Annotated in this window: 26 protein-coding genes and 1 riboswitch; of the genes, 5 read left to right on the top strand and 21 right to left on the bottom strand. The window is 53.8% G+C overall.

The features are described 5' to 3' along the window. Positions 1-78 precede the first annotated feature (78 nt). The 6 genes from WC600_01815 to WC600_01790 all read right to left on the bottom strand — a co-directional run bounded on the left by WC600_01815 (position 79) and on the right by WC600_01790 (position 7986). Positions 79-2046, bottom strand: a complete 1968-nt coding sequence (locus WC600_01815) for a DUF6600 domain-containing protein (protein MFA4901460.1) — start codon at positions 2044-2046, stop codon at positions 79-81. A gap of 283 nt (positions 2047-2329) precedes the next feature. Next, positions 2330-3076 carry a class II glutamine amidotransferase gene (locus WC600_01810; protein ID MFA4901459.1) on the bottom strand — a complete coding sequence of 249 codons (747 nt, stop codon included), beginning with the start codon at positions 3074-3076 and terminating at the stop codon, positions 2330-2332. Beyond that, positions 3076-3819, bottom strand: a complete 744-nt coding sequence (locus WC600_01805; protein MFA4901458.1) for a class II glutamine amidotransferase — start codon at positions 3817-3819, stop codon at positions 3076-3078. Before WC600_01805 ends, WC600_01810 begins: the two co-directional genes overlap by 1 nt. Positions 3820-3849: 30 nt before the next feature. After that, on the bottom strand, positions 3850-5988 hold the full coding sequence (gene recQ / locus WC600_01800; protein MFA4901457.1) for a DNA helicase RecQ: 2139 nt from the start codon (positions 5986-5988) through the stop codon (positions 3850-3852). 283 nt (positions 5989-6271) lie between these two features. Next, positions 6272-6997 (bottom strand): CoA-transferase, encoded by a 726-nt coding sequence (locus WC600_01795; protein ID MFA4901456.1) that lies wholly within the window; start codon positions 6995-6997, stop codon positions 6272-6274. A gap of 59 nt (positions 6998-7056) precedes the next feature. Beyond that, on the bottom strand, positions 7057-7986 hold the full coding sequence (locus tag WC600_01790; protein MFA4901455.1) for an MBL fold metallo-hydrolase: 930 nt from the start codon (positions 7984-7986) through the stop codon (positions 7057-7059). A 201-nt stretch (positions 7987-8187) separates the two neighbouring features. On the opposite strand from WC600_01790, the gene WC600_01785 reads away from it, so the two are divergent. Both WC600_01785 and WC600_01780 read left to right on the top strand, forming a co-directional pair. Beyond that, positions 8188-8478 (top strand): zinc ribbon domain-containing protein, encoded by a 291-nt coding sequence (locus WC600_01785; GenBank protein MFA4901454.1) that lies wholly within the window; start codon positions 8188-8190, stop codon positions 8476-8478. A gap of 42 nt (positions 8479-8520) precedes the next feature. Beyond that, on the top strand, positions 8521-8820 hold the full coding sequence (locus tag WC600_01780; GenBank protein ID MFA4901453.1) for a DUF2442 domain-containing protein: 300 nt from the start codon (positions 8521-8523) through the stop codon (positions 8818-8820). A gap of 178 nt (positions 8821-8998) precedes the next feature. Here WC600_01780 and rho read toward each other — a convergent pair whose 3' ends face one another. From rho to WC600_01715, 13 genes are all read right to left on the bottom strand, one after another. Further along, positions 8999-10246, bottom strand: coding sequence for a transcription termination factor Rho (gene rho, locus WC600_01775; protein MFA4901452.1), 1248 nt, complete (start codon positions 10244-10246; stop codon positions 8999-9001). A 235-nt stretch (positions 10247-10481) separates the two neighbouring features. Continuing rightward, positions 10482-11141 carry a dephospho-CoA kinase gene (coaE, locus tag WC600_01770; GenBank protein ID MFA4901451.1) on the bottom strand — a complete coding sequence of 220 codons (660 nt, stop codon included), beginning with the start codon at positions 11139-11141 and terminating at the stop codon, positions 10482-10484. 154 nt (positions 11142-11295) lie between these two features. After that, positions 11296-11556, bottom strand: a complete 261-nt coding sequence (locus WC600_01765) for a type II toxin-antitoxin system RelE/ParE family toxin (GenBank protein ID MFA4901450.1) — start codon at positions 11554-11556, stop codon at positions 11296-11298. Beyond that, positions 11553-11789, bottom strand: coding sequence for a hypothetical protein (locus WC600_01760; protein MFA4901449.1), 237 nt, complete (start codon positions 11787-11789; stop codon positions 11553-11555). The genes WC600_01765 and WC600_01760 overlap by 4 nt, the downstream gene beginning before the upstream one ends. Positions 11790-11823: 34 nt before the next feature. Then, positions 11824-12783: an RluA family pseudouridine synthase gene (locus tag WC600_01755; GenBank protein MFA4901448.1), complete on the bottom strand. Its 960-nt coding sequence runs from the start codon at positions 12781-12783 to the stop codon at positions 11824-11826. A gap of 143 nt (positions 12784-12926) precedes the next feature. Further along, the gene (locus WC600_01750) at positions 12927-13952 is read right to left on the bottom strand and encodes a TRAM domain-containing protein (GenBank protein MFA4901447.1); all 1026 of its coding nucleotides are present in this window, start codon (positions 13950-13952) and stop codon (positions 12927-12929) included. A gap of 183 nt (positions 13953-14135) precedes the next feature. After that, positions 14136-14627 (bottom strand): CarD family transcriptional regulator, encoded by a 492-nt coding sequence (locus WC600_01745; protein MFA4901446.1) that lies wholly within the window; start codon positions 14625-14627, stop codon positions 14136-14138. A gap of 136 nt (positions 14628-14763) precedes the next feature. Next, positions 14764-15135 (bottom strand): hypothetical protein, encoded by a 372-nt coding sequence (locus tag WC600_01740; protein MFA4901445.1) that lies wholly within the window; start codon positions 15133-15135, stop codon positions 14764-14766. Between the two features lie 40 nt (positions 15136-15175). Beyond that, complete coding sequence (locus tag WC600_01735; GenBank protein ID MFA4901444.1) at positions 15176-16057, bottom strand: hypothetical protein; 882 nt, start codon at positions 16055-16057, stop codon at positions 15176-15178. 117 nt (positions 16058-16174) lie between these two features. Then, the gene (gene amrS, locus WC600_01730; GenBank protein MFA4901443.1) at positions 16175-17335 is read right to left on the bottom strand and encodes an AmmeMemoRadiSam system radical SAM enzyme; all 1161 of its coding nucleotides are present in this window, start codon (positions 17333-17335) and stop codon (positions 16175-16177) included. A gap of 141 nt (positions 17336-17476) precedes the next feature. After that, a complete protein-coding gene (locus WC600_01725; GenBank protein MFA4901442.1) occupies positions 17477-17761 on the bottom strand; it encodes an integration host factor subunit alpha in 285 nt (94 codons plus the stop codon). Positions 17762-17846: 85 nt separating this feature from the next. After that, entirely contained in the window at positions 17847-18734 is an 888-nt protein-coding gene (locus WC600_01720; protein ID MFA4901441.1) for a 4Fe-4S binding protein, read from the bottom strand. Next, on the bottom strand, positions 18734-18865 hold the full coding sequence (locus WC600_01715; GenBank protein ID MFA4901440.1) for a hypothetical protein: 132 nt from the start codon (positions 18863-18865) through the stop codon (positions 18734-18736). The genes WC600_01720 and WC600_01715 overlap by 1 nt, the downstream gene beginning before the upstream one ends. 405 nt (positions 18866-19270) lie before the next feature. Here WC600_01715 and WC600_01710 point away from each other — a divergent pair, with 405 nt between their 5' ends. The 3 genes from WC600_01710 to WC600_01700 all read left to right on the top strand — a co-directional run bounded on the left by WC600_01710 (position 19271) and on the right by WC600_01700 (position 20995). Next, the gene (locus WC600_01710) at positions 19271-19570 is read left to right on the top strand and encodes a metalloregulator ArsR/SmtB family transcription factor (protein MFA4901439.1); all 300 of its coding nucleotides are present in this window, start codon (positions 19271-19273) and stop codon (positions 19568-19570) included. 128 nt (positions 19571-19698) lie between these two features. After that, a complete protein-coding gene (locus WC600_01705) occupies positions 19699-20142 on the top strand; it encodes a DsrE/DsrF/DrsH-like family protein (protein ID MFA4901438.1) in 444 nt (147 codons plus the stop codon). A gap of 331 nt (positions 20143-20473) precedes the next feature. After that, positions 20474-20995, top strand: a complete 522-nt coding sequence (locus tag WC600_01700) for an isochorismatase family cysteine hydrolase (GenBank protein ID MFA4901437.1) — start codon at positions 20474-20476, stop codon at positions 20993-20995. A gap of 288 nt (positions 20996-21283) precedes the next feature. Here the strand turns inward: WC600_01700 and WC600_01695 are convergent, their stop codons facing one another. Beyond that, a complete protein-coding gene (locus WC600_01695; GenBank protein ID MFA4901436.1) occupies positions 21284-21451 on the bottom strand; it encodes a Flp family type IVb pilin in 168 nt (55 codons plus the stop codon). Between the two features lie 97 nt (positions 21452-21548). Next, positions 21549-21634: riboswitch (cyclic di-GMP riboswitch) on the bottom strand. A gap of 188 nt (positions 21635-21822) precedes the next feature. Further along, positions 21823-22563: a hypothetical protein gene (locus WC600_01690; GenBank protein MFA4901435.1), complete on the bottom strand. Its 741-nt coding sequence runs from the start codon at positions 22561-22563 to the stop codon at positions 21823-21825. Positions 22564-22566: the final 3 nt, after the last annotated feature.

Below are 22566 nucleotides of genomic sequence, written 5' to 3'. Positions count from 1 at the left end.
TCTTGGGTCAGGCCCAGGCCCCGTTCCGCGAGAACGAGACCTGGGGTTGCATGGGTGTGGGTGATATTGGAGTGATGATTATTGTTCCTGCTTCTTTTTTTCTTTTTCCTGTCCCTTTTGCTGTGGCTGGCGCTGCTGTGGCTGAGGTTGAGGCCTCGGGGCCGCCTGTGGTTGCGGTCGCGGCGGTGGAGTCTGTACCCGAGGCGGCGCCTGGGGCTGTACCCGAGGTTGCTGCTGCTGGCGCTGTATCTGTTGTTGCTGTCTTTGTTGCTGTTGGTGTTGGCGTTCCTGTAACTGCCTTTGTTGCAACTGTCGTTGTTGCTGCTGCCGCTGCAAATCTTGTTGCTGCCTTTGTTGTTGCTGCTGTAACTGCTGTTGGCGTCCGCGTTCCTGCTGCTGTAGTTGTTGTTGCTGGCGTAACCGCTCCTGATCACGCTGCTGTTGTTGTTGGGGCTGGCCTGGAGTTCCACCGCGCTGCAGTCTCTGGTGTTCCAGGTCCTGCTGCCGGCGCGGTTCCGGCGTCAAGGCCCTGGGCCCTTGAGGAGGGCTCACGGCGCCAGGCTTCGCAGCCCCAGGAGGGCTCGGAGGGCTCGGAGTCCCTCTCGGAGTAGCCCCTGGGTGGAACTCCCCCGGTTTGGGTTGAGCAGAGGGTCGTGTCCCTGGCTTCACGTAACCCGGCCCGTTAACGGGCGGTTTGTAGCCGGAAGGCGGCGTGGCTCCAGGTTGGACATGCCCTGGTTGACCAGGAATAACGGCCTGTCCAGGTCCCGGTCTGGTCTGGCCCGTTGGTTGGAACTGTCCCGGTTGGGGCCGAACGCCGGGTTGGCCGGGTCCCGGCCCTGCCGGGGTCGCGCCGGCTGGTTTGAAAGGCTGGGATTTGCCGGGCACAAACTGCTGGTTTGGAGGCAGTTGTTGAATCTGCTGGGTCATGTGAGGGGTTATAGGCATGGTGGCCCTGGCAGGTAAGGCCGTCCCCGGCAGACCCCGGCCCGGAGTAATCGCCATCGGTTGAACGCGAGGAATCTGGGTATTGATCCGAGGCATGCCCTGGGGCGGCGGCAAGAAGTTAGGCCTATTCAGGTTGGCTTGGGCCATCCTGATATTATTTATCGGACGGGGTGGCGGCAAGGGCCGGCCGTGGACCAAATTTGGAGGCATGATCTTATTGATGTAACCATCCCGCCGCATTACCCGAGCCGGAGGCATCACATTATGGATCCGGTTGATATGAATGGAGTTGTTGTGAATGTTCCGGTTGATGATGGTTTGGTTGATCTGGGTGACCCGGGAGATGTAGGTGACTGAAGGCCCCATGTTATAGGCGCCGGGACCAAAGCGGCGGACCCCGTAAAAGCCCGGCGGATAATAAGCCGGGGTGACGTACCGGGGAATGAACACCGTCCGGCTATAAAAGACCGGCACATAGGTCACCGGCACCAGGATTCCGGATGTGACATAAGAATATTCCGGTGTATAGGGTTGGCCGAAACCCAGGAGAAAGCTGGCGGCTTTGGCAAAAATCCAGAGAGGCGAGGCCAGCGAATCGGTGACGGGGGCTCCTTGATAATAAGACGGCGGCGCATAAGCTGGGGGCGGCATATAGTCGGGAGGCGGGGTGGGGGCCCAGCCGATATAAGAGCTGTCCACCGGCTCGTTTTCGGGACTGCTGCGCCACTCCACCGTAGCGGGATACCAGGTACTGCCCGGCACCCAGACCCAGCCATAGCCCTCGGTGGGCATCCAGTTGCCGTAATGGTAGGTGGCCCAACCCCAAGGTTCCTCGGACTCGAAGACATTACCGTCGTTGGTGGGGACCCAGCGCCCATTGGTATAGGGACGCCAGTCCTCCGGAACCTGACTGGGACGCCACACCGGCCCATACTTTTCGTATTCCACCCATTGCCCATACTGGGACAGGTCGTCGTAAAATATGGCCACATCTTCCGACGCGGCCGCAGCTTCACCGGTGAATCCCGGACCGAAGACCAGAGCGCACATCAAGGCCAGGACGGCCATGAACCCCGCGGGCTGTCGGTATTTTTTCATTGCGGTTCTCCCAAAGAGAGGTTATGGGGTTCATATTACAAGTTACAAGGTGACCGATCGGTCAACTTATATTGATTGAAAACCAACTTTCTCACTCCTGCCTCTGCCTGCCGGCTCTCGCCGCCCTTTGGGGCCTGGAGGCTCAAGTGGGCAAAACCATTTAAGGGCCGCGATTTACATTATATTAGACGGCTATGCCTGCCAATATATTAAAAAATTTTTGTAAATTCTTGCTGAGGCAGGTTTGGCGCGGATTATGCGGGCAATCTTTGAACCTGGTGTGTCAGGGGAGCAGGTCCTCCATCAAAACCAGGTCGCCTCCGGCAATCAACAGAAGCAGTCCCAAACTGCCCTCTCTGGCAGCCATCCGCTGCCAGTTTTCCGAGCTCAGGCCCTCTTCGATGGTGGTGAGGAGCAGGGCGTCTTCTAACTTTTCGCTGCCCTTGAGCATGAGGAATTGCCGGTGGTTGGTGAAGGCCCAGATAACCTGACCATTGCTGAGAAGAAGATTGTATTCGCCGGGATAGCGCTGCAGCAAGAGAATCAGGGCCTCCTGGAGAATCGCAACGAATGGGGTATGAGGGCGCCGGGGTACGGCATTGAGGAAAAAATCCCGCAAGAACTCGAAGGCCCGGGCAGAATCGCTGGTGGCTTCGAGCCCCGGTGTGTTGGGGGAGGCGTAAAGCTCGATAGCCGGGGCCTTGCCGTTATGGGCGAAGATCCAGGATTGACCCCAAAAATCCAGGACGAAGGGGTGGGCGTGGCAGTCGTCCACTTCGCCACTGGATTTATAACGGATATGGGCCAGGATGATGGGGCTGTTGACCACCCGGGCCAGCCGTTGGAAAGACACATGGAGCCGACCATCGGCGAAAACCTGGTCGCCGGATTTCTCCACCACCGGAAGGCGTTGGCGGAAAAACCCTATCCCCCAGCCATGCACGTTCTTACGGCCCCGGACCGCGAACAAGGGCAGCGAGGTGGCCGCGGTGAAATGGTGTGAGGCGGACAGGGCGAAAAGGTCACACATCAGACGTGGCCCAGGTAAAGGAGGTCAGCCCCGGATATAATGAGGATCTGGCCGTGATCCAGGTTCTCATTGGGATAGGCGTGCCAGAATCCCGGGTCTCGGGTGAGGCCGCCTTCGACCGTGGTCAGCACAATGGATTCGCCCGGCGCCCCCGGAGGATGATAGGTGAGGATTTCCCCGTGGTTGAGAAAAGCGAAGAGCACCGTTTCGTTGGCCATGAAAAAGGCATATTCGCCTGGATATTGGCGGAGCAGTTTCTTGCAGGTCACCGCCAAAGCCTGGTAGAGACTGTTTTCTGGCCAGGCAGCCTGCTGCTCTGCCATCCCGTCCCGGACGAATTCGAAGACCCGGGCGGCCACGAGCCGATCCCGCATCAAGGGCCGGGGGCTTTCGTAAGCGTGGCAGTTTGGGGCCTCTCCGGTAAAGCTGAAGAGCCAGTGGTGGTCCAGGAAGAAGTCGGTGAGGGGCTGCGCCGATGACTCGGCCTCGTGTCCGCTTTTGGGGCAGCGGATGTGGGAGATGATGATGCGGCTGCCGATCACCCGGGCCAGGCGCTGGAAGCTGTCATGCACGTGGCCGCCAGCGTAGATGCCTTCGCAGGACTTTTCGATGTGGACCTGTCCTTCCCGGAAAAAGCCGATGCCCCAGCCGCTCATATTGTCTCGGGCCTTGTCGGCAAACAAAGGCAGGTATTCCTGGGCGGTGTAATGATAGCCCGCCGACATGGCAAAAAGTTCACACATGGCTTAACTCCACTCGCAGAAGTTAGATTTCTACGATTTTATGAATAGCCTGGCTATTTTTAATTCTTCATATGAAAATAGCTCGCCGAGCATTTCAAGAGCGGGCGACAAAGCTGTACCGCCAGATCCCTGAAATGCAGCTTTTATTTTTTCGAATCTCTCGGACGACGGCCTTAAGTAGTTGATATCAATTTTTTCTCCGCTGCTGACCAACTTTTCAATATGAGATACTATGGTGCAGGTTGAAAATCCTCTCATAGTCGCTATTTTCTCGATTGACATTTTTTTAAGAACCAGTTTTTGGGTTTCCCGATAGGTTGATCCCAGACGAGTTGGCCGTTGCGATCTTGCCGATCTTTTCACGGGAACATCTTTTTCGCTGAGATTATTTTGCTTGGCGTAAGTCTGAATAACCTCTGTAAATATTTTCCCATATTGCTTAAGCTTGGCCTCGCCCACGCCGCTGATTTTTGAAAAGTTCTCTTCGCTTTGAGGCAGGTATAAAGCCATCTGGCGCAGAGCCAGATCGCCAAAGACGACAAAAGGTGGAACCCCTTGTTCATCCGCCAATTTTTTCCGCAAGAGACGCAGTTTCTCAAAGAGGTCTATATCGTATTCGGTGTCAACCGCTGCACGTTGTTGCAGAGATTTTGCGATAGCTTTAAGTTTAGGCAAACGGATTTCTTGCCGCTCCTTCAAAAAATCCATTCCACTCTGGCCTAATTCAAGAATAGGAAATCCATCGCCGCCTTTGACAATCAGCTTTTTATAAACCAACTGACTGATAATGCGCCTTAAATCTTCCTTGGAAAAATCATCTACAATACCGTACACTGATAAATTATGATGATCGCGTTCAATGATATTTTTAGTCTTGGCTCCGTGCAGAACGTCGATAATATAATTTACCCCAAACTGTTGCCCTGTTCGAATAATAGCCGACATAATTTTTTGGCTGATTATGGTTGCATCAAAATCTTCTGTTGGTGAGAAACAAATATCGCAGCCGTTGCATTTATCTTGTGGATAATCTTCGCCAAAATATGAAAGTAAATGAGAACGACGGCAGGTTGCCAGCTCACAATATTCAACCATCTGGTCAAGTTTGCGATACGCATTCTTACGCTCGGTCTCATTTTCTATCTGCCGGATAAAATACTGCTGTTTAATTATATCGCCGTAGGAGAAAAACAGAACGCACTTGCTCGGCAGTCCGTCGCGTCCGGCGCGGCCCGTTTCCTGGTAGTAGCCTTCAATGGATTTGGGCAGGTGATAGTGAATAACCAAACGAATATCCGGCTTGTCAATCCCCATCCCGAAAGCAATCGTCGCGACGATAATTTGCGCTTCGTCTCGAATGAATTTCTCTTGATTAGTTCTGCGCGCCTCGCTTTCTAACCCGGCGTGATAAGGCAGCGTCTTAAACCCCTCCTGCCTCAAATCCGCGGCCAGATGTTCGGTTTCTTTCCTGGAAAAACAATAAATGATTGCTGATTCATTCTGGCATTCCCGTAACATTTGAATCAGTTGATCGTAAGAACCTTTTTTGGGAAACACTGCATAGGAAAGATTGGGACGGTCGAAGCTGGAGATGAAAATTTCCGCTTTATCAAGTGACAACTGGTAAATGATATCTTCCCGCACTTTCTTGGTGGCAGTGGCTGTAAGCGCCATCGCCGGCACCTTGGGGAAAATCTTTCTCAGCAGGTGAAGATTGCGGTAATCGGGACGAAAATCATGCCCCCATTCGCTGATACAATGGGATTCGTCAATAGCAATCAGACTGACATTAATGGTCTTCAAGAACTGCTGAAATTCAGGCATAATCAAGCGTTCAGGCGCCACATAAAGGATTTTGATTTTGCCATTGCGCGCTTCGGTTTGAATTTCATCAATTTCAGGGCGAGTTAAGGTGCTATTAATAAATTCAGCCGGAATGCCATTGGCCTTGAGGGCGTCCACCTGGTCTTTCATAAGCGCGATGAGGGGTGAAATAACCAAGGTCACTCCCGGCAGGATGAGCGCCGGTAATTGATAGCACAGCGACTTTCCTCCCCCCGTAGGCATCAGCACAAAGGCATCTCTTTGCGAAATCACGCACTTAATAATCTCTTCCTGCAAAGGACGAAATTGATCAAAGCCAAAATGGGTTTTAAGAATATTTAACATAGTAGTCTTGGCAGAAGTTTAACTCTCCTACTTTCTTGAATACAATATTAATATTATTTCGCCGTTACTTGGTGCGAAACTTGAGTTGTGTCTGAGAAATACCGGACAATATATTGGTCCTTATAACTCCCCCTCCCCTCGTGGGAGGGGGTTGGGGGGAGGGGGATAATTTACCGTGATTCCCAACAATTTCACCCCCACCCCAGCCCTCCCCCATCAAGGGGGAGGGAGTCAGAGGACTTAAAACTTTTGTAAGATAAACCTGGGACGCCACCCTAGAGTCCTAAGTCAGCCGGGCCGCAAATTGAGGGTAGGCCTGGGCCAGCTTATCTTTGACGGGACCATAAAGCAAGCGGCGGGTTTCGGGGTCCAGGTGCGGCGTGGCCGGAATTTGGTCCGGCACCTGAAACGCAAAGGCTGTAAGCTCCTGCACCTCCGCGAAAGTAACGCCGGAGTGCAGGCTTTTAAGCTTTGGCAGGGCTGGTGGCAACAGATCAAAAACGCACTTGGGGGTGATGAGGCAGGTGGCACGGCCAGGTCGCTGCCAGGGGCTCAACTCCGGGGTATAGCCCGGAGCGGTAAGGATATCCACCCGGGAAACCAAGCCCCGGGCAGAATGGTCGGCTTTGAACAGCACCACCCGCTCCACCACGTGGGCCAGGATAGCGGACCCGGCCCCACCTGGGAGCCTTACCTTTGGCTTTTCGTATTCGCCTATGGCCATTAAATTGATGTTGCCCTGCCCGTCGATCTGGGCCCCGCTTAAGAAAAAGACGTTAAGCCGGCCGTCCTGGGCTACATCAAAGAACTCCCGCCATTCGCCTTCAAAGGGCCAGTCAACGCTCCCAGCCACAAAGACCTCAGACCGGGGGGCATGGGTGAGCTTCGCCAGCCACAGGGCCGCGGCGGGCATAGGCGAGAGCGTCCCACAGGCGGCCCAATCGCCGTCTTTGATCTGGCGGGCCAGGGCCGCGATCATGGTTTCTTCGCCAGGAGTCAGGTTTTCCATGGATCATCCTCTTGGGGGGAGGGGCAGGGATTCACATCCCTGCCCCCTCCCCAAGACAGCTATCCTCCTACCACCATGACCTTGGTGCCGACGCAGCTGACCATGAAGTTATCGGGGAAGGCGACCGCGAGTTTGGTAAGGGCCCGGAAGCCGGTACAGTGGCCGGCCATGATCAGTTCCGGCTTAAGTTCTTTCAGTCCATCGATGGTCTGTTGAATCACGGTATCGCCATGGGGGGTGAGGTGGAAGCCCCCCAAGACCAGGGAGACCGTCTGGATGCCCGTGAGTTTCTGGGCGTATTTCACCATGTTGACGATGCCGGGGTGGCTGCAGCCGCCGATGACCACCAGACCCCGGCCTTCAACCACAGCCACCAGGGCCTGCTCGTCGGGGAAGAGGTCCTGCTCATCTTTATCGCCCACCTTGCGCCGGAAGCTGGGCAGCGGTTTTTCATAGGTTGTGGTGGTCTCCACCGTGCCGGTAAGCAGGGCTTGCCCGAGGACCAGCTCAGGCCCCTGATTTTCATGGAGTTCAACACCTGCGGCCAGCACCTGTCCTAAATCCAGGGCCCACGGACCGATGCGGCCCCGGGGGGTCACCAGGACCTTGGGCAGGAAGACATCGTTATGGAGATAAACCGGGATGTCGGAGCCTTTGCGTTTGGCCAGGAATTCGAGGAGTCCGCCGTAGTGATCGGGGTGCCCATGGCTCAGGACTACCGCGTCGATGTCGTTGATATCGTGTTCCAGGGCTTCCAGGTTGTTGAACAGGGGCAGGGGAGCGTTGGCGGCATCCATGAGGATACGGCTCGTTTTGCCCTGGTGATTCAGAGTGACGAGATAAGCCAGTCCGTGGGCGGCTACCAGGGGTTTTTTAAGACGGCCGGGGACCACCCGCTCGACGATGCCCGGGCGGGAAGGCTCAAAGACATCGAAAAAGTTGTCCACCAGGATTTCGACGGTAACGGATTGGAGGGCGGGAATTTTCATAGAAGCCTCTTTAAAAGATCATGAGAAGATAATGGTCGGAGAGCCGCCGCCATCGGCATGGGCTGCTTCCGGGGCGAGCCACGGTAATCAGTGCTTGGCCTGGGGCGAAAAATCTGTTAATAAATAAGCGATAGTTATCTATAATTAGCGTCACCGGGTATATCTGTCAAGCATTTAGGCAAGACCTGAAAGGAGTGCCACATGCCTACCTATGAGTATAAGTGCAAGGAACACGGTCATATATTTGAAGCAGAACAGAAAATGAGCGATCCGCCGCTGTCCGTTTGTGAGATCTGCGGCGGCGAGGTGGAGCGTCTCATCAGCATGCCCACCATATTTGTTAAAGATTCGGCCAACAGTCCGTATAAGAAGGACTTCCGCTCCGATCCCCATAAATGGGAGTCGGTGTGCGAGTCGGCTTTCGGGGCCACCAAAAAAGATAAGGAAGAAATTAAGAAAAACTGGAACAAGAAGGAGAATACCTGGGTGTAATACCGTTTTCGGTTTTCAGTTTTCGGTTGGAATACTCAATTAATGAGTAACAAATATTATGATGTTGTCTCCGCCGAATATGTTGGAGATTATAGAATAAAACTATGTTTTGCCAATGGGAAAACCGGGATTGTTGATTTTGCCGGTTATATCGGAAAGGGTGGAATTTTTCGCAAATTGGCAGACCTGGAAAATTTCAAGAAATTTGTGATAAATCATGAACTTGGAGTAATAACCTGGGATAACGAAATAGACATTGCTCCTGAGACTCTTTATTGTGAAGCCACGAAAGCGGCATTACCTCACTGGGTAGAAAAAGAGGGACTCAAAAGGAGTGCTTGAGGTAGTTTTTGACGCCAGCCAAAAACCAAAGGGCGCACCGAGATGCGCCCTTTTTCTTTGCTGTTGTGAGAGATTATACTCATTGCCAAAAGTTTTTTCTTATTAACCCCTCACCCTACCCTCTCCCACAAGGGGAGAGGAGAATTAGAGGAAAAAACTTTTGGCAAATGCTATATGGTTAGCGGTTCATAGCCCCCAGAAATTCGGCGTTGTTCTTGGTCCCCCGCAGCTTTTCCAGCAAGAATTCCATGCTGTCCACCGGACTTAACGGTGACAGCAGCTTCCGTAAGATCCAGATGCGGTTGAGGTCCACCGGGGCCAGCAGCAGTTCTTCCTTCCGGGTGCCGGAGCGATTGATGTCGATGGACGGGAAGACTCGCTTCTCGGTGAGCTTGCGGTCCAGGTGAATCTCCATGTTGCCGGTGCCCTTGAATTCCTCGAAAATGACTTCGTCCATGCGGCTGCCGGTCTCGATGAGGGCAGTGGCGATGATGGTCAGGCTGCCGCCTTCTTCGATGTTGCGGGCGGCGCCGAAAAAACGCTTGGGGCGCTGGAGGGCGTTGGCATCAAGGCCGCCGGAAAGGATCTTGCCACTGGCCGGCACCACGGTATTGTAGGCCCGAGCCAGGCGGGTGATTGAATCGAGCAAAATAACCACGTCACGCTTGTGTTCCACCAGGCGCTTGGCCTTTTCCAGGACCATCTCGGCCACCTGGATGTGGCGCTGGGGTGGCTCATCAAAGGTGGAACTGACCACTTCAGCCTTGACGCTGCGCTGCATGTCCGTCACTTCTTCGGGCCGCTCGTCAATGAGCAGCACGATGAGCACGACCTCGGGGTGATTCGTGGCGATGCTGTTGGCCAGATTCTGGAGCAGCATGGTTTTGCCGGTGCGGGGGGCGGCGACGATGAGACCACGCTGGCCCATGCCCACCGGGGTCATCAGGTCCATGATTCGGGCGGAGAAGTTGTCCGGGGCTGTTTCAAGTTTTAAACGCTGGTCGGGATACAGGGGCGTTAAGTTGTCAAAGAGAATCTTGTCCCGGGCTACGGAAGGGTCTTCGAAGTTGACCGTTTCAACCTTGAGGAGGGCGAAGTAACGCTCCCCTTCTTTGGGGGGGCGAATCTGTCCGGCGATGGTGTCCCCGGTGCGCAGATTAAAGCGGCGGATTTGGGAGGGCGAGACATAGATGTCGTCGGGGCCTGGGAGATAATTATAATCTTGGGCCCGGAGGAACCCGAAGCCGTCCGGCAGGATTTCTAAAACTCCGCCGCCGGAGATGACTCCGTTTTTCTCCACCTGGGCCTGGAGGATTGCGAAGATCAGCTCTTGTTTGCGCATCCCGGCTGCGCCTTCCACGCTGAGGTCTCGGGCGAGCGAAGCTAAGTCATTGATTTTCTTGTGTTTCAAATCAGATAAATTCATTATTACCTCTTGTTCACGCATATCCACGCATCCGACACCAGGTGTTGTTCAGTTATGGATATCTATAAGTTTAATTATCGCTCGAATAATATGTCGTGTGACCCGCGTCTGGACGGCTACTACCTGCGGCTCAAGGCCGCAATGAGGGATAGAAGGGCAGACAGGTTCCCACTAACGCCAAGGGGATGTACGGGGTTTTTCCTTAATTTTTACTTATAAGGCCAGTAGATTTCTTCTAGGGAAGGTTATTATGGACGCTAACCTTTTTAGTTCCCCCTGTCAAGCGGATTTTTTGTAGTTCCTCCCAGATGTTTTTTACTTGCTCCCAGGTATAACTCTGGTCCCCGCCATTATCCACCACGTAGTCCGCCCGGGCCACTTTGTCTTGAAGAGGCCACTGGGCCTGCAAAATTCCCTGAATCTCTTCTTGCCCCCGGTGGTCCCGGGTCTCAAGGCGCCGGATTTGATCGACTTGAGAAGCTGCGACCACGATGACCAGGTCGAAGAATCGCTCCCGGCCGGTTTCAAACAGCAGCGGCACCTCCACCATCACCAGGTCCACGCCACGATGTTCCAGGTCTACCACTTGGCTTTGCAATTTTTGGGCCACTAAAGGGTGGATGAGAGCATTGAGATGGCGCCGGGCCTCCGGGTCGGAAAAGACCAGGTCTGCTAATTTAGATCGGTTCAGCGAGCCATTTTGATGAAAGAAATCTTCGCTATAGAGGCGGCGCAGCTCCTGCCAGGCCGGGGTGCCCACCGCCACCGCATCCCGGGCCACGGCATCGGCATCCAAGACCTCGGCCCCGAGTTCTTTAAACATCCGGGCCACGGTGCTTTTGCCGGACCCGGCCCCTCCGGTGATGGCGATTTTTAGCATATTAGCCTTAACCAAGTTCCTCCAAAAATTCGAATGCTGCCTGAAAATCCTCCGGGAGCGGCGCGCTTCCCAGGTGAGCGGCTCGCCGGTGCGGGGGTGGGTGAAGCCCAGGTCAGGTTTTCAGGAGTGACATTGGACCAGGAATTTGAAGTTTTGAGCCCAGGGCAGCCTACCGATAGGCTTTTCCCCGAGGAAGAAAGGCAATAACGATAATCTCCAGGTTTATTTCATTAACTCGATAAATAATGCGCCAATCCCCGACCCTAGAAGTGCGTTGTCCCGCCTCCATTTTTACTGCCTTTGAGATTCTGGTCGAATAAGGGTCTAAGGTTAATTCTTTAAGGCGATCGTCCAAACGCCTTGCAGTCACCTGATCCAATCTGTCTAATTGTTTTTTCGCAGGCAGTGATAATTGAACGTGGTAGCTCACAAACCGCGTTCCTTTTCATAATCTTCCAGACTGATAAATTCACCTCGTTTGAAGGCATCTTCTCCTTCTTGTATGGCTATCAGATCTTCCGGTGAGAAAGGCTCTTCGTCATACTTTTCCCGCCGCTCTGCTTGTTCATAGAGAACATCTACCAATTTGCACAGTAGTTTGGCGTTTGGCCCCTGGGCAATGACTTTAATTTTTGTCATCAGCTCGTCTATTGCGGGTTCCATGGATTACTCCTCATTTATGAGTCCTGTTCCTAAATTAATGCAAGTCTTCCAACTTGTCCAGCACCGCCTGAAAATCCTCCGGTAGGGGCGCTTCCCAGGTGAGGGGCTCCCCGGTGCGGGGGTGGGTGATGCCTAAGCGCCAGGCGTGGAGGAGCTGGCGGTGCACCAGACCTTTGAGCCCCGTAAGGGCCGGGTGGCCCGCCAGGCGGCTGACGCCACCGCCGTAGGTGGCGTCGCCCAGGACCGGGTGGCCCTCGGAGGCCAGGTGGACCCGCAGTTGATGGGTGCGGCCGGTCTGAGGCGAAAGCTGCACCAGGGTCAGGGGGCCGGGAAATTCCTTGATGACCTTCCAGAAGGTGATCGCGGGTTTGCCCCGGCGGGCGTGGACGCTCATCTTCTGACGCGCCGTGGGATGGCGGCCCACCTCTTTTTCGATGCGGCCTTCCGCTTCCGGCAGGCGCCCCCAGACCAGGGCCTGGTATATCTTGGTGATGGCGTGCACCTGGAACTGGGCCACCAAGGCCGCGTGGGCCAGCGCGGTTTTGGCCACCACGAGGAGGCCGCTGGTGTCTTTGTCCAGGCGGTGCACCAGGCCGGGGCGGCTTACTTCGCCGATGTCTTTAAGGTCGGGACAGTGGTGCACCAGGGCATTGAGCAGGGTGCCGTCCCGGTGGCCGGCGCCGGGGTGGACCACCAGCCCCGGGGGTTTATTCACCACCAGGATATCTTGATCCTCAAAGAGAATCGTCAGGGGCAGGGCTTCGGGGGCCAGGTGGCTGGGTGAAGGCTTCGGCACCGTCACCACGACGCCGTCATCAGTTCGCACCCGGTAAGAGGCTGGGCGGGGTCGATTGTTGACCAAAACCAGGCCGGATTTGAGGAGCTTTTGTAGCCGGGCCCGGGACCAGCCTAATTGCAGCGCCAGGAACTGGTCCAGGCGAGTGCCGGCCTCTGGAGCGGTCACGGTGAAGGCCAGGGTTTCAGAAGATTCCATGAATTGAACATGAGCGAAACGGCGGGCACGGCCCGCCCTATGTTACTGAATAATCCCATACAGGGGGTTGGGTAGAAAACTTTGAGGGGAGGGAGGGGGTATCCCCTATAAAAAATCCCCCCAGCCCTCCCTTCGAAGAGAACTTACACTTTCCGGATGGCGGCGCCGCCGTTTTTGATTTCGCTAAAGATCATACGTCCCGCGGTGGTCTGCAAGACGCTGGTGACGGCTACCTCTACCTCCCGGCCAATATAGCGCCGGGCATTTTCGATTACCACCATGGTGCCGTCATCGAGATAGGCAATCCCCTGGCCCTGGGATTTTCCCTCCCGGAGAATCTGGACGTGCAGGGTTTCGCCGGGCAGGACCGCGGGTTTCATGGCATTGGCCAACTGGTTGATATTCAGAACTTCAATTCCCTGGAGTTCGGCCACCTTGTGGAGATTGAAGTCATTGGTCATGATTTTGGCCCGCAGTTTCAAGGCCAGGCCCACCAGCTTGGAGTCCACCCCGGCGGCCTTGGGGATATCGTCTTCGATAAACTCCACCCGGAGAGGGTTTTGTTGTTGGAGCCGTTTCAAAATGTCCAATCCCCGGCGGCCCCGGGTACGACGCAGGTCGTCGGAGGAATCGGCCACGTACTGCAACTCCTCCAGGACAAATTTCGGCACAATGAAAGTGCCGTCCACGAAGCCGGTTTCGGCGATGTCGGCAATACGGCCGTCGATGATGACGCTGGTATCCAGAATCTTCAAAGCATGACGCGGGGTTTTGCTGGCAGGGTCGAGAAAGTAAGGGGTGCTGACCTCAGACATTTTCTTACCCCCTAACACCAAGCCGATATAACCAAAGATTGCAGAAAAAAAGATGTATAAAGGAATTTGCAGGTTAGGAAGTTCCAGGTATTTGTCGAAGGGGTAACTGGCCAGCTTGCCTATGCCCAGGCCGATTAACAGGCCCAGGGTGCTGCCGATAATGGTTTTTAAAGGGATGCGCTTGATGACCTGCTCAAGCCCTAAGGTGAGTGCGGCTATGGCCAGACCCGCCGCGGCGCCGGCGTAACCGGCCCACCATAAATAATCCAATTGTGGGATTTGTGAGGCGATCAGGTATCCGCTGACCGCACAAATAGCCCCCAGGATAGCCCCGGTGACCATCTTCTGTAGCACGGAGATATCACCTCCTTTCATAGGAATAATTCAAGGGGGGACGATGAACCCCCGACGCCGGATCGTAGGGGGGTCGCGGTCGACGTCGCTTTAGAATTCATGTCCCGGCACTCCTTGCCGTGGAAAACATGATGAACTTCCGGAAATTGCGGTCTAATCTAATGTACTGCTGGGAAAAGGTAATTATTCGCCGGCTTCCAATAACGCCAGGAGTTCTGCTTCAATATCGTCTTCGTTTGAGTTGTTTACCAATGAAAGTTCTTTAACCAGGAGGTTCTTGGCAGTATCCAACATCTTGCGCTCGCCAAAGGAGAGATCCTTTTCGGTTTTGAGAAGGGTCAGATCGCGCAAAACTTCCGCCACCCGGAAAGGGGAGCCGGTCTTGATTTTATCCATGTAGTCCCGGTACCGGCGGTTCCAGGTCTGATTGTTTACGCGAGAGGGGCGGTGACGCAGGATTTCATGAATTTCGGTGACCGCCTGAAGATCAATTATATTTCGAAGTCCGATGTTCCGGGCATTGCCGGTAGGTATCATGATGATCATGTCACTGTCAAGGAGGCGCATGATGTAGAATTTTTCCTGATCATTTCCCGAGACGGCGCGTTCTTGGACGGATTCGATCCTGCCGACTCCGTGGGCCGGGTAAACGGCCAACTGGCCAATTTGGAACATTCTTTTCCACCTCCTTTCCGCATTATTTTTATCACAAAGTTGCATAAAAAGCAAATGCCGCGGACTGGCGCTCAACGCTGGAAGCGAAACAGGAGGATGTCGCCGTCGGCCACGAGGTAATCCCGGCCTTGCACTTTCAGCAGTCCGGCCTCCTTGACCCTAGCAGTAGAGCCCAGCCGGTCAAGGTCGGCGAACCGCATAACTTCGGCGCGGATGAAGCCTTTTTCCATGTCGGAATGGACCTGGCCGGCGGCCCGGGGAGCCGCGTCTCGACAGGCATGTGCCAGGCCCGTACCTCGGGGCCGACGATGGTATAGAAGGTTACGAGCCCCAACAGGCGGGAGGACTCCCGGACGAGGCGGGCAATGCCGGTTTCTGTAAGACCTAATTCGGCTAGAAATTCCTGGCGTTCCTCCGGGGAAAATTCCTGCAGTTCCCCTTCCAGGGCATTGGAGATGGTGGTTTTGCCGGTGCTAGGCAGGCCGTTGATGCCACAGCGGAAAGACATGGTTTTCAGTTTTCGGTTTTCGGTAAAAAAGAACTGATTATCAAAGGTGTTTTGAGATTGAATCAAAGCACCTGTTTTTCTCAGTTGCATCTTTGATAGCGCAGAAGTCCTGATAAACTTTTGTAGCTCTATCCCCATCACATACATCAAAAAGCCGCTTTAGAAACACCTTTCTATTCTCTTCACCCTCAGGAACCGACTTAATAGCTTCCTTAATTATTTCTCTTACAATGGACTCGAACTTATTAATAATTTGCTTATCTCGAATGCTATCCTTGAAAGAGGAAATATCGTCGCCATGGACTATTTTCGACCTGACTTTATAGAAATCCCTTAAAAGACTCTTTATACCATTGTCATATATATCAGGGTTCTTAAGTAATGAAGCTGCTCTTTCTCTTAAACGTCTTCCAACAAAATTATTCTCAGTGACCAAGATAGACTCCATAACTATCATGTAATCGACAATGCGATCTACCTCATTCTTGATTGAATTGAAATACTTACTACTTCCATATAGGAAGAAGCGACGGGCTGTTTGAAACCAAGCGGAATCCCAATTATTTTGAGACATCATTTCAGATGAAAATTTATCAAATTCAGAGCATTCCTCATTTTCCAGCTCATACTTTTGGAATGGACGAATATCTGCCATAACTCTATATGGCAATTGACGGAACATAGGTTCATCTTGTTCTGTTATGCAATGGTTTGTAAATACTAAATCACCTACTTTAAATAATCTTAATAGCAAAAGGGTATCTTCAACATCATTTGGAATTATATCCGTCAAATCATCTAGTACTATATCAGGATAGCTTCTTTCATAGACCCAATCACCATAAAGGGGAACCCCTTTTGAGAATAGCTTTTGAGCTTTTTTTAGATCATCATGGCCTGCATACTGCTGAATCTTAGTCAATCTAAACTCAGAAAAATTGAGTTCGTTAGAATTTGATCTCAAATTCTTGATAAGAACAAAGGATTTGTACATTTGCATTCCTTTTGTTGTTCTGGATTATCTATCAGAAACAGGAAACTAAGCTTTTCCCCAAATGCCCGGAATAACCGTGCCGCAGTAAGCGCACTTGCCGTCCTTGAGGTGCATCTCGCCGATCTGGTAGCCCCGGCGGGCGATAAGCGGTTTGTGGCAATTGTGGCAGTAAGTATTTTCGGCCTCATGGCCCGGCAGGTTGCCGATATAGACATACTGCAAGCCGGCCTTTTGGGCCAGGTTCCGGGCTCGCTCCAGGCTGCTCACCGGGGTGGGATGATGGTTGAGCATCTTGTACAGGGGATAAAACCGGGAGAAATGCACCGGCGTCAGCGGCCCCAGCTCAGCATTAATCCAGTTACACATGCGGCTGATGGTTTCCGGCTGATCGTTGAACTGCGGGATGACCAGGTTGACGATCTCCACGTGGACTTTATGGCGGCGCAGGATTTTCAGGGTATTCAGCACCGGTTCCAGTTCCGCGTCCACCAGATCGCGGTAAAACTTGCCGTCAAAGGCCTTGAGATCGATGCAGGCCGCGTCCAACAGCGGCGCCAGTTCTTCCAGGGGTTCGGGATTGATATAGCCCGCGGAATGGCAGGTATTGAGAATTCCTGCGGATTTGGCCAGACGGCCCACATCCCGCATATATTCATAGAAGATGATGGGCTCCACGTAGGTGTGGGCGATGGAGAGGCAACGGTTCTCCTTAGCTTCCGCCACCACTTTTTCCGGGGGTAGATCGAAATTGTAGGTCTTGTCCGGCCGGGTCTGGGAAATTTCCCAATTCTGGCAGAACTTGCAATGCAGGTTGCAGCCCGCGGTGGCGATGGAAAATGACTGGCTGCCAGGGAAGACATGGAAGAAAGGTTTTTTTTCGATGGGGTCCAGGTGGACGGCGCAGGGGTTGCCGTACACCAGGCTATAATAAGTGCCCTCCCGGTTTTCCCGGACGCCGCACTCGCCCCGGTCGCCGGGCAGGACTTCGCAATTTCGGGGACAAAGTTGGCACTGCACCAGGCCTTTGTCCAGGCGACGATAAAAGGCGGCGGGCTGCGGGCTTATGAAGCCGTATTGCATGGCCTGGGCGCGGGCCGGGGCCGGCCAGGCGGGCAGTGACAGGAGCGCCAAGGCCCCCGCGCCGGCCTGGATGAAGTTCCGGCGGCTGCATTTAAAGTCACATAAACTTTGCAACCCGGGTTTCATCAGCGTGGCCTTCCTTGACCGGGTTACCCGGTCAACGGGGGCGTTATGATGCGTGCCTGAACGGCTGGAATGGCGTAGGGCGACGGGGAATCATTGCCGAGCCCTAGGCCTTTAGCGATGCGGCGAGTTTCTTAAGGTGAATCAGTCCCCGTTGATGCGATTGCGCAGCACCCCGGAGGTTTTAAACACCACGACTTTGCGGGCGCGGAGGATGAGATTTTCCTTGGTTTGAGGGTTGCGGCCCCGGCGGGCATTCTTTTGCCGCACCGAAAATTTCCCAAAGCCGCTGATGAGCAGATCCTCTCCCACGGCCAGGGATTCCTTCATAATGTCCAGGACCCGTTCCACCACGGAACGTGATTCTTGCTTGCTTAAACCTACCTGCGTCTGTAAGCGGCTGATCAATTTTTCCTTGGTGAGGGCCATGCTTGATCTCCTCCGGCTATCCCGGTGAAATTACTTAATTAATTATGAATAAAATCCGGAAGGTGTCAAGCATTTTTTCTTCAGCTTATAAAGGAGAGGCGGCGCGCTTGACTTTAACCGGTTTTCCCGGCGGACGCCGAATGCCGAAATCCAGGGCCCGGAAGTGGCAGGAGTCCACGCACTTAAGGCACATGATGCACTCAGGGCTGTCAATTTCTTTGTTGGGCACCAACCCGGTGGGACACTTGCGGGAGCAGGCGCCGCACTCCACACAATTGCCTTCGACGAACTCCAGTTGCACCAGACTGATCCGGCTGAACAGGCCGTAAAAGGCGCCCAGGGGGCAGATCACCCGGCAGAAGAGCCGGCTGATGAGAATGGCGCCGATGAGGATCAGGATAAGGATGGTGAGCTTGTTCCAGAAGGCCCAGCCCACGGTGCTCCACAGGCTGGGCTTCAACAGGAGCAGGGGCATAGCCCCCTCCAGGGTGCCGGCGGGACAGATGAGCTTGCAGAACCAGGGGTGACCCAACCCGGAGCTATCCACCAGGAAGATCGGCATGGCCACCACCGTCAACCCCAATACTGCGTACTTCCCCCAGCGTAGGGGTTTCCATAGGGAAAATTTCCGGGTGGGGATCTTGTGGAGCAGGTCCTGGATGAAACCGAACGGACAGATCCAGCCGCAGGTTAACCGGCCTACCACGCTGCCAATAAAACCTAGGTACCCCACCACGATGACGCCCATTTGGGGAAAGCCACCCGTACTGAAGCGCAGGCTGGCCATGAAATTCTGGAAGGCCCCCACCGGACACGACAAGAGGGCGCCTGGACAGGAGTAACAGTTGAGGCCGGGATGGCACACCGCCTTCAAGGGCCCTTGATAGATAACCGAGCCTCCGAAGGGGAAAAGGAGATAGGCGTTGGTCCCGAACGCCACCAGGGTTTGGATCAACCAGCGGAGGCGGGGCATCAGCCGACTCCGATGCAGGACAGGCAGATGGTGGCGCCCAGGTTCAGCAGATAGGTGAGATCGCCGGTGTTAACTCCTATAATAAATAGAACGGTAAAGAAAATGATGAGCAATAAGAACTGCTTCGGCATAGACAACCTCCCGCTGGCAAGAATCCCTAATAAGATATCGAGCAGCTATAGCGAAACAGCATTCAGGCATTGGCACCCAATGCCAGCGGGGCCTGGACCGGTGACCTTGGTCATCATCCCACCCCGATACATGCTAGTCAGATAGTGTTTCCCAGATTCATCAGGTAGGCCACTTCACCGCTGTTGACCCCAATAATGAATAAGATGGTGAAGACGATGATGAGCCACAAGACTGTCTTGGACATGGCTACCCTCCTGCTGAATCCCGCTCACCTTGGCAAGGCGGTTGTTGATACCCACTTTTCTAATCATCATTATATCCATGGGCAAAGGTCCAGGGGAAAAAATTTTCTGAGTGCAGAGAATTTCTTGACTAATTCATATTTATTATTATATATGAATATTATGAATAACGAATATATGAGAGAACGCTTGGAAAGAGCGGCGCGGTGTCTCAAGGTGCTGGCACACCCCATCCGCCTGATGATCATCCATCTCCTGGGAGAAGGGGAGCTGTCGGTGCAGGAGTTGGAAAAGGCCGTGGGCATCAGTCAATCCAGCGTGTCGCAGCACCTTAGTTTGCTGAGGGACAAAGAAATCCTGGAGTCCCGCCGGGTGGCGCAGCAGGTCTTTTACCGCCTGCGGGATCCACGACTGCTGCAACTTACAGCCATTACCCGGGAGCTTTTTTGCAGGATGGAGTAAAGGCAAGAGTTTAGCCTTCCGCCTGATTAGTTTTTAACCGAGAGCAACACGGTGCGGCCCGGTCTTTAAAGTCTGGGTCGACTGATAGACCAAAAACAATTTCTGCAAAAACATTAAGGAGAATAATCATGACTGCCACAAAAGAAAAAGCCGCCTTTATCTGCTCAAAGGATACCTTGGATGGCGCCTATCCGTCACTCATTTTGGGAATCAATGCCGCCCGGCAAGGCATGGAGGCAAAGGTGTTTTACACTTTTATGGGCATCAACCTGGCCCGTAAAGGGGGTATCGAAAAGGCCAGGTTCATCCCCCCCGGAGTGATGGGCGCGGTGCCGGGCATGTCGAAAATCGCTACCGGCATGATGAAGAGAAAGATCGACAAGGCCAAGATTCCCTCTCTGCCGGAACTGATGGAGATGGCTCAACTGGAGGGAGTGGAGTTGATTGTCTGCAAGATGACCATCGACATGATGGAATTGGATGAAAATGAACTGATTGAAGGTTCCGTTGTGTGGACGGCCGAGGACTTCATCAGGTACGCCAAAGACTGCAAGATTTGTTTGTTTACTTAAAACGGTGTTTCAAAGGCTGGGTGTCCAAGATCGCTGCTGGCTGGGCCTCAGCACCGGCCGGATGACTCGGGCGTCCGAAACATCGAGGGAGGACCTCATTGAGGCCAGAAGTCCGCCGGGGCCGGGACTTTCCGGCTAGGCCGCTGACGCAAATATTACCCTAGTTATGCAGGATCTTGGAGAAAGTTTTTTGGGGCCAGGGGCCGGGCCCCTTCCTACAAACCTGCATCCCCAGGGAGTTTAGCCTTGCCTGATCTCCGATGAGGTCTTATGTTGTGCTATAACTGCTACTTCCTCATTTCCTTAGAGGAGAGGCGGCAACGAGGCGGACATGGGCAAGGCGGCGTTGATCGTAGCGGACATGCTCAATGATTTCCTGGACCCCCAGGGGTCGCTCTATCTGGGGCCCCAAGCGCGGGAGATCATCCCTTTTATATCTCAAAAAATCGACGAATTCCGGAGTCGAGGCTGGCTGGTGATTTTTGTCTGCGACGCTCACGCCAAAAATGACCGAGAATTTAAATACTTCCCGTCTCATGCGGTCAAAGGTAGTTGGGGGTCCCGGATCGTCCCGGAATTGACCCCTGCCCCTGGCGACTTCCAAGTGGAAAAGACGCGGTACAGCGCCTTTTCCCACACCAATCTGGACGATATTCTCAAGCAGGAAGGTGTGGAAGAGGTGCACGTAGTGGGGGTGATGACTTCCATCTGCGTCATGGAGACCATCAAGGAACTCTTTGACCGGGAAATACCCGGGGTGGTATATCGCTTAGGGGTAGCGGACTCGGACCCCGAGGCCCATGCCTTTGCCTTAAAACAGATGCAGCGGGTTTTAGGGGCCAAGGTAGTGTAATCCCGTAGAGCGTTACACTTGTGCTTGCCCCAACAACAGCTCCCAAAGAATTCCCTGGTCCCTGACGAAAAGTCTCGGGGATCGTCGATAGCTCGATTTTTCCCGAGTATCCCCAAAACGGAACCCAGGGGAGAGTCCTTCTGGCCCTCGCTTCTTTAGTACTCCGAAGAGATTTCATATCAGACGGGAAGAATGGCGGAAAAGCCAGGGCAGACATCGTTCCAAGAAATAAGAAAAGGGGCCGTCGCTTTAAGGCAACGTCCCCTATCCTTGGAAACCGCGAAGCGTTTACGTACCCAAACTGGTCGTAATTGAGCTGAAGGTTGAGGCAACCTTCGTGCCCAGGGCGGTCACCGCCGCCACAATGGCCACCGCGATCAGGCCAACCAACAGAGCATACTCGATGGCCGCGGCGCCTTCCTCATCCTTGAGGAACTTCTTGGTTTGATCCAACATTTCTTGTTCCCTCCTGTTTTTGGTGTGCATCTCAGTGTTGAAACCGATTGAGGCTACCCAGAAAGGTAGGAGAGATACTTTGGGGAAGCATCTGCTCTTCGGCAATCCCGCTACCTTGGCCATAAGGCTTTAGGTCGTAGACTTTGCGTCCTCCCCTTTCGGTGGAGTTTGCCTTTGTCGGTAGCAACATCTAGCTTATCGGTAGGTTTACTGAGTACCTTAAAAATTTTTTATATCAGAGGCACTCTCCTAAAAAGATGCGCCAAGACTGGGGCGCAGAAGATTTTGTATACCTTCAGAGAAAAGGTCCCAAAAATAATCCGTGGAGTTTGCCGGTTTGAGGACTGCGGTCCCGAACCTGGTCATTCCGGTCAGGTAATTTCGGGGGTGGCGAAGGGGTCGAAGGGGTTGGTGCGCAGGGCCAGAGAATAAAGATAGGGGTAGTGGATCTGGAGGTGGGCCATATAGGCCAGCCATTCCCGGATGAGCGAGACGTAGCCCCGTTGGACGTCGTTCGCCAGGTGCTCCCGGTCAGGTTTGGCCAGGCGATGCAGGTCGTTCCGTTGGGTCAGTTCCTCCGTCAGGTGGAAGACCGCCAAGAGCAGGCTGGAGAAGGAGTCGTGCTCCAGCAGGTTGGGGTTTTCCAGGAGTCGCAGCAGAAAGTCCCGCTTCTTGACCAGAAAATCCCGCAAGTCCCCCAAATCGCCTGCCTGAAACTGAATGCGAAAATCGTCCTGGTCCAGGCTCTGACTGAACCCGGCAAAATCCGGTTCAGTCCAGTGGCTGATGTGAGCTACTTGTTGCTGAAAAGTTGGGAGATGAAGATCGTAAGCTGACAGGGTTTTCAAAAGGTCGTGGCCCACTTCGCTGAAGAAGGCCCCGATGACCATGTTGAGTTTGTCCAGCTTGGCCGCCTTGGCCCGTTGGGCCAGGAGTTGGTTCAAGATGATGGTGACCAATAACACCGAAATGGGCAGAAACCCCAACTGGGCCAGAGCCAACCGGAACATGTAGCCCGCGTCCTGAAAGATCAGGAAGTTGAGGAGATAGATTGCCGCCGAGGCGCCGATAAGGGCCAGGGCCAGTTGAATTTTCCAGTGTAAAAATTTCATGGC

It is taken from the genome of Desulfobaccales bacterium (assembly GCA_041648175.1).
Taxonomy (GTDB): Bacteria; Desulfobacterota; Desulfobaccia; order Desulfobaccales; family 0-14-0-80-60-11; genus 0-14-0-80-60-11.
This window is presented reverse-complemented; position numbering and strand designations above follow the sequence as displayed.

Bases quoted from the DNA above. Each gene is read 5' to 3' on its own strand.
- WC600_01715 (MFA4901440.1), bottom strand. From the start codon at position 18,865: ATGCCGAAGCAGTTCTTATTGCTCATCATTTTCTTTACCGTTCTATTT.
- WC600_01690 (MFA4901435.1), bottom strand. From the start codon at position 22,563: ATGAAATTTTTACACTGGAAAATTCAACTGGCCCTGGCCCTTATCGGC.
- WC600_01810 (MFA4901459.1), bottom strand. From the start codon at position 3,076: ATGTGTGACCTTTTCGCCCTGTCCGCCTCACACCATTTCACCGCGGCC.
- WC600_01720 (MFA4901441.1), bottom strand. From the start codon at position 18,734: ATGCCCCGCCTCCGCTGGTTGATCCAAACCCTGGTGGCGTTCGGGACC.
- recQ (MFA4901457.1), bottom strand. From the start codon at position 5,988: ATGTTAAATATTCTTAAAACCCATTTTGGCTTTGATCAATTTCGTCCT.
- rho (MFA4901452.1), bottom strand. From the start codon at position 10,246: ATGAATTTATCTGATTTGAAACACAAGAAAATCAATGACTTAGCTTCG.
- WC600_01795 (MFA4901456.1), bottom strand. From the start codon at position 6,997: ATGGAAAACCTGACTCCTGGCGAAGAAACCATGATCGCGGCCCTGGCC.
- WC600_01780 (MFA4901453.1), top strand. From the start codon at position 8,521: ATGAGTAACAAATATTATGATGTTGTCTCCGCCGAATATGTTGGAGAT.
- WC600_01805 (MFA4901458.1), bottom strand. From the start codon at position 3,819: ATGTGTGAACTTTTTGCCATGTCGGCGGGCTATCATTACACCGCCCAG.
- WC600_01745 (MFA4901446.1), bottom strand. From the start codon at position 14,627: ATGTTCCAAATTGGCCAGTTGGCCGTTTACCCGGCCCACGGAGTCGGC.
- WC600_01785 (MFA4901454.1), top strand. From the start codon at position 8,188: ATGCCTACCTATGAGTATAAGTGCAAGGAACACGGTCATATATTTGAA.
- WC600_01705 (MFA4901438.1), top strand. From the start codon at position 19,699: ATGACTGCCACAAAAGAAAAAGCCGCCTTTATCTGCTCAAAGGATACC.
- WC600_01755 (MFA4901448.1), bottom strand. From the start codon at position 12,783: ATGGAATCTTCTGAAACCCTGGCCTTCACCGTGACCGCTCCAGAGGCC.
- WC600_01790 (MFA4901455.1), bottom strand. From the start codon at position 7,986: ATGAAAATTCCCGCCCTCCAATCCGTTACCGTCGAAATCCTGGTGGAC.
- WC600_01695 (MFA4901436.1), bottom strand. From the start codon at position 21,451: ATGTTGGATCAAACCAAGAAGTTCCTCAAGGATGAGGAAGGCGCCGCG.
- WC600_01815 (MFA4901460.1), bottom strand. From the start codon at position 2,046: ATGAAAAAATACCGACAGCCCGCGGGGTTCATGGCCGTCCTGGCCTTG.
- amrS (MFA4901443.1), bottom strand. From the start codon at position 17,335: ATGAAACCCGGGTTGCAAAGTTTATGTGACTTTAAATGCAGCCGCCGG.
- WC600_01740 (MFA4901445.1), bottom strand. From the start codon at position 15,135: ATGTCTTTCCGCTGTGGCATCAACGGCCTGCCTAGCACCGGCAAAACC.
- WC600_01700 (MFA4901437.1), top strand. From the start codon at position 20,474: ATGGGCAAGGCGGCGTTGATCGTAGCGGACATGCTCAATGATTTCCTG.
- WC600_01710 (MFA4901439.1), top strand. From the start codon at position 19,271: ATGAATAACGAATATATGAGAGAACGCTTGGAAAGAGCGGCGCGGTGT.
- WC600_01725 (MFA4901442.1), bottom strand. From the start codon at position 17,761: ATGGCCCTCACCAAGGAAAAATTGATCAGCCGCTTACAGACGCAGGTA.
- WC600_01760 (MFA4901449.1), bottom strand. From the start codon at position 11,789: ATGGAACCCGCAATAGACGAGCTGATGACAAAAATTAAAGTCATTGCC.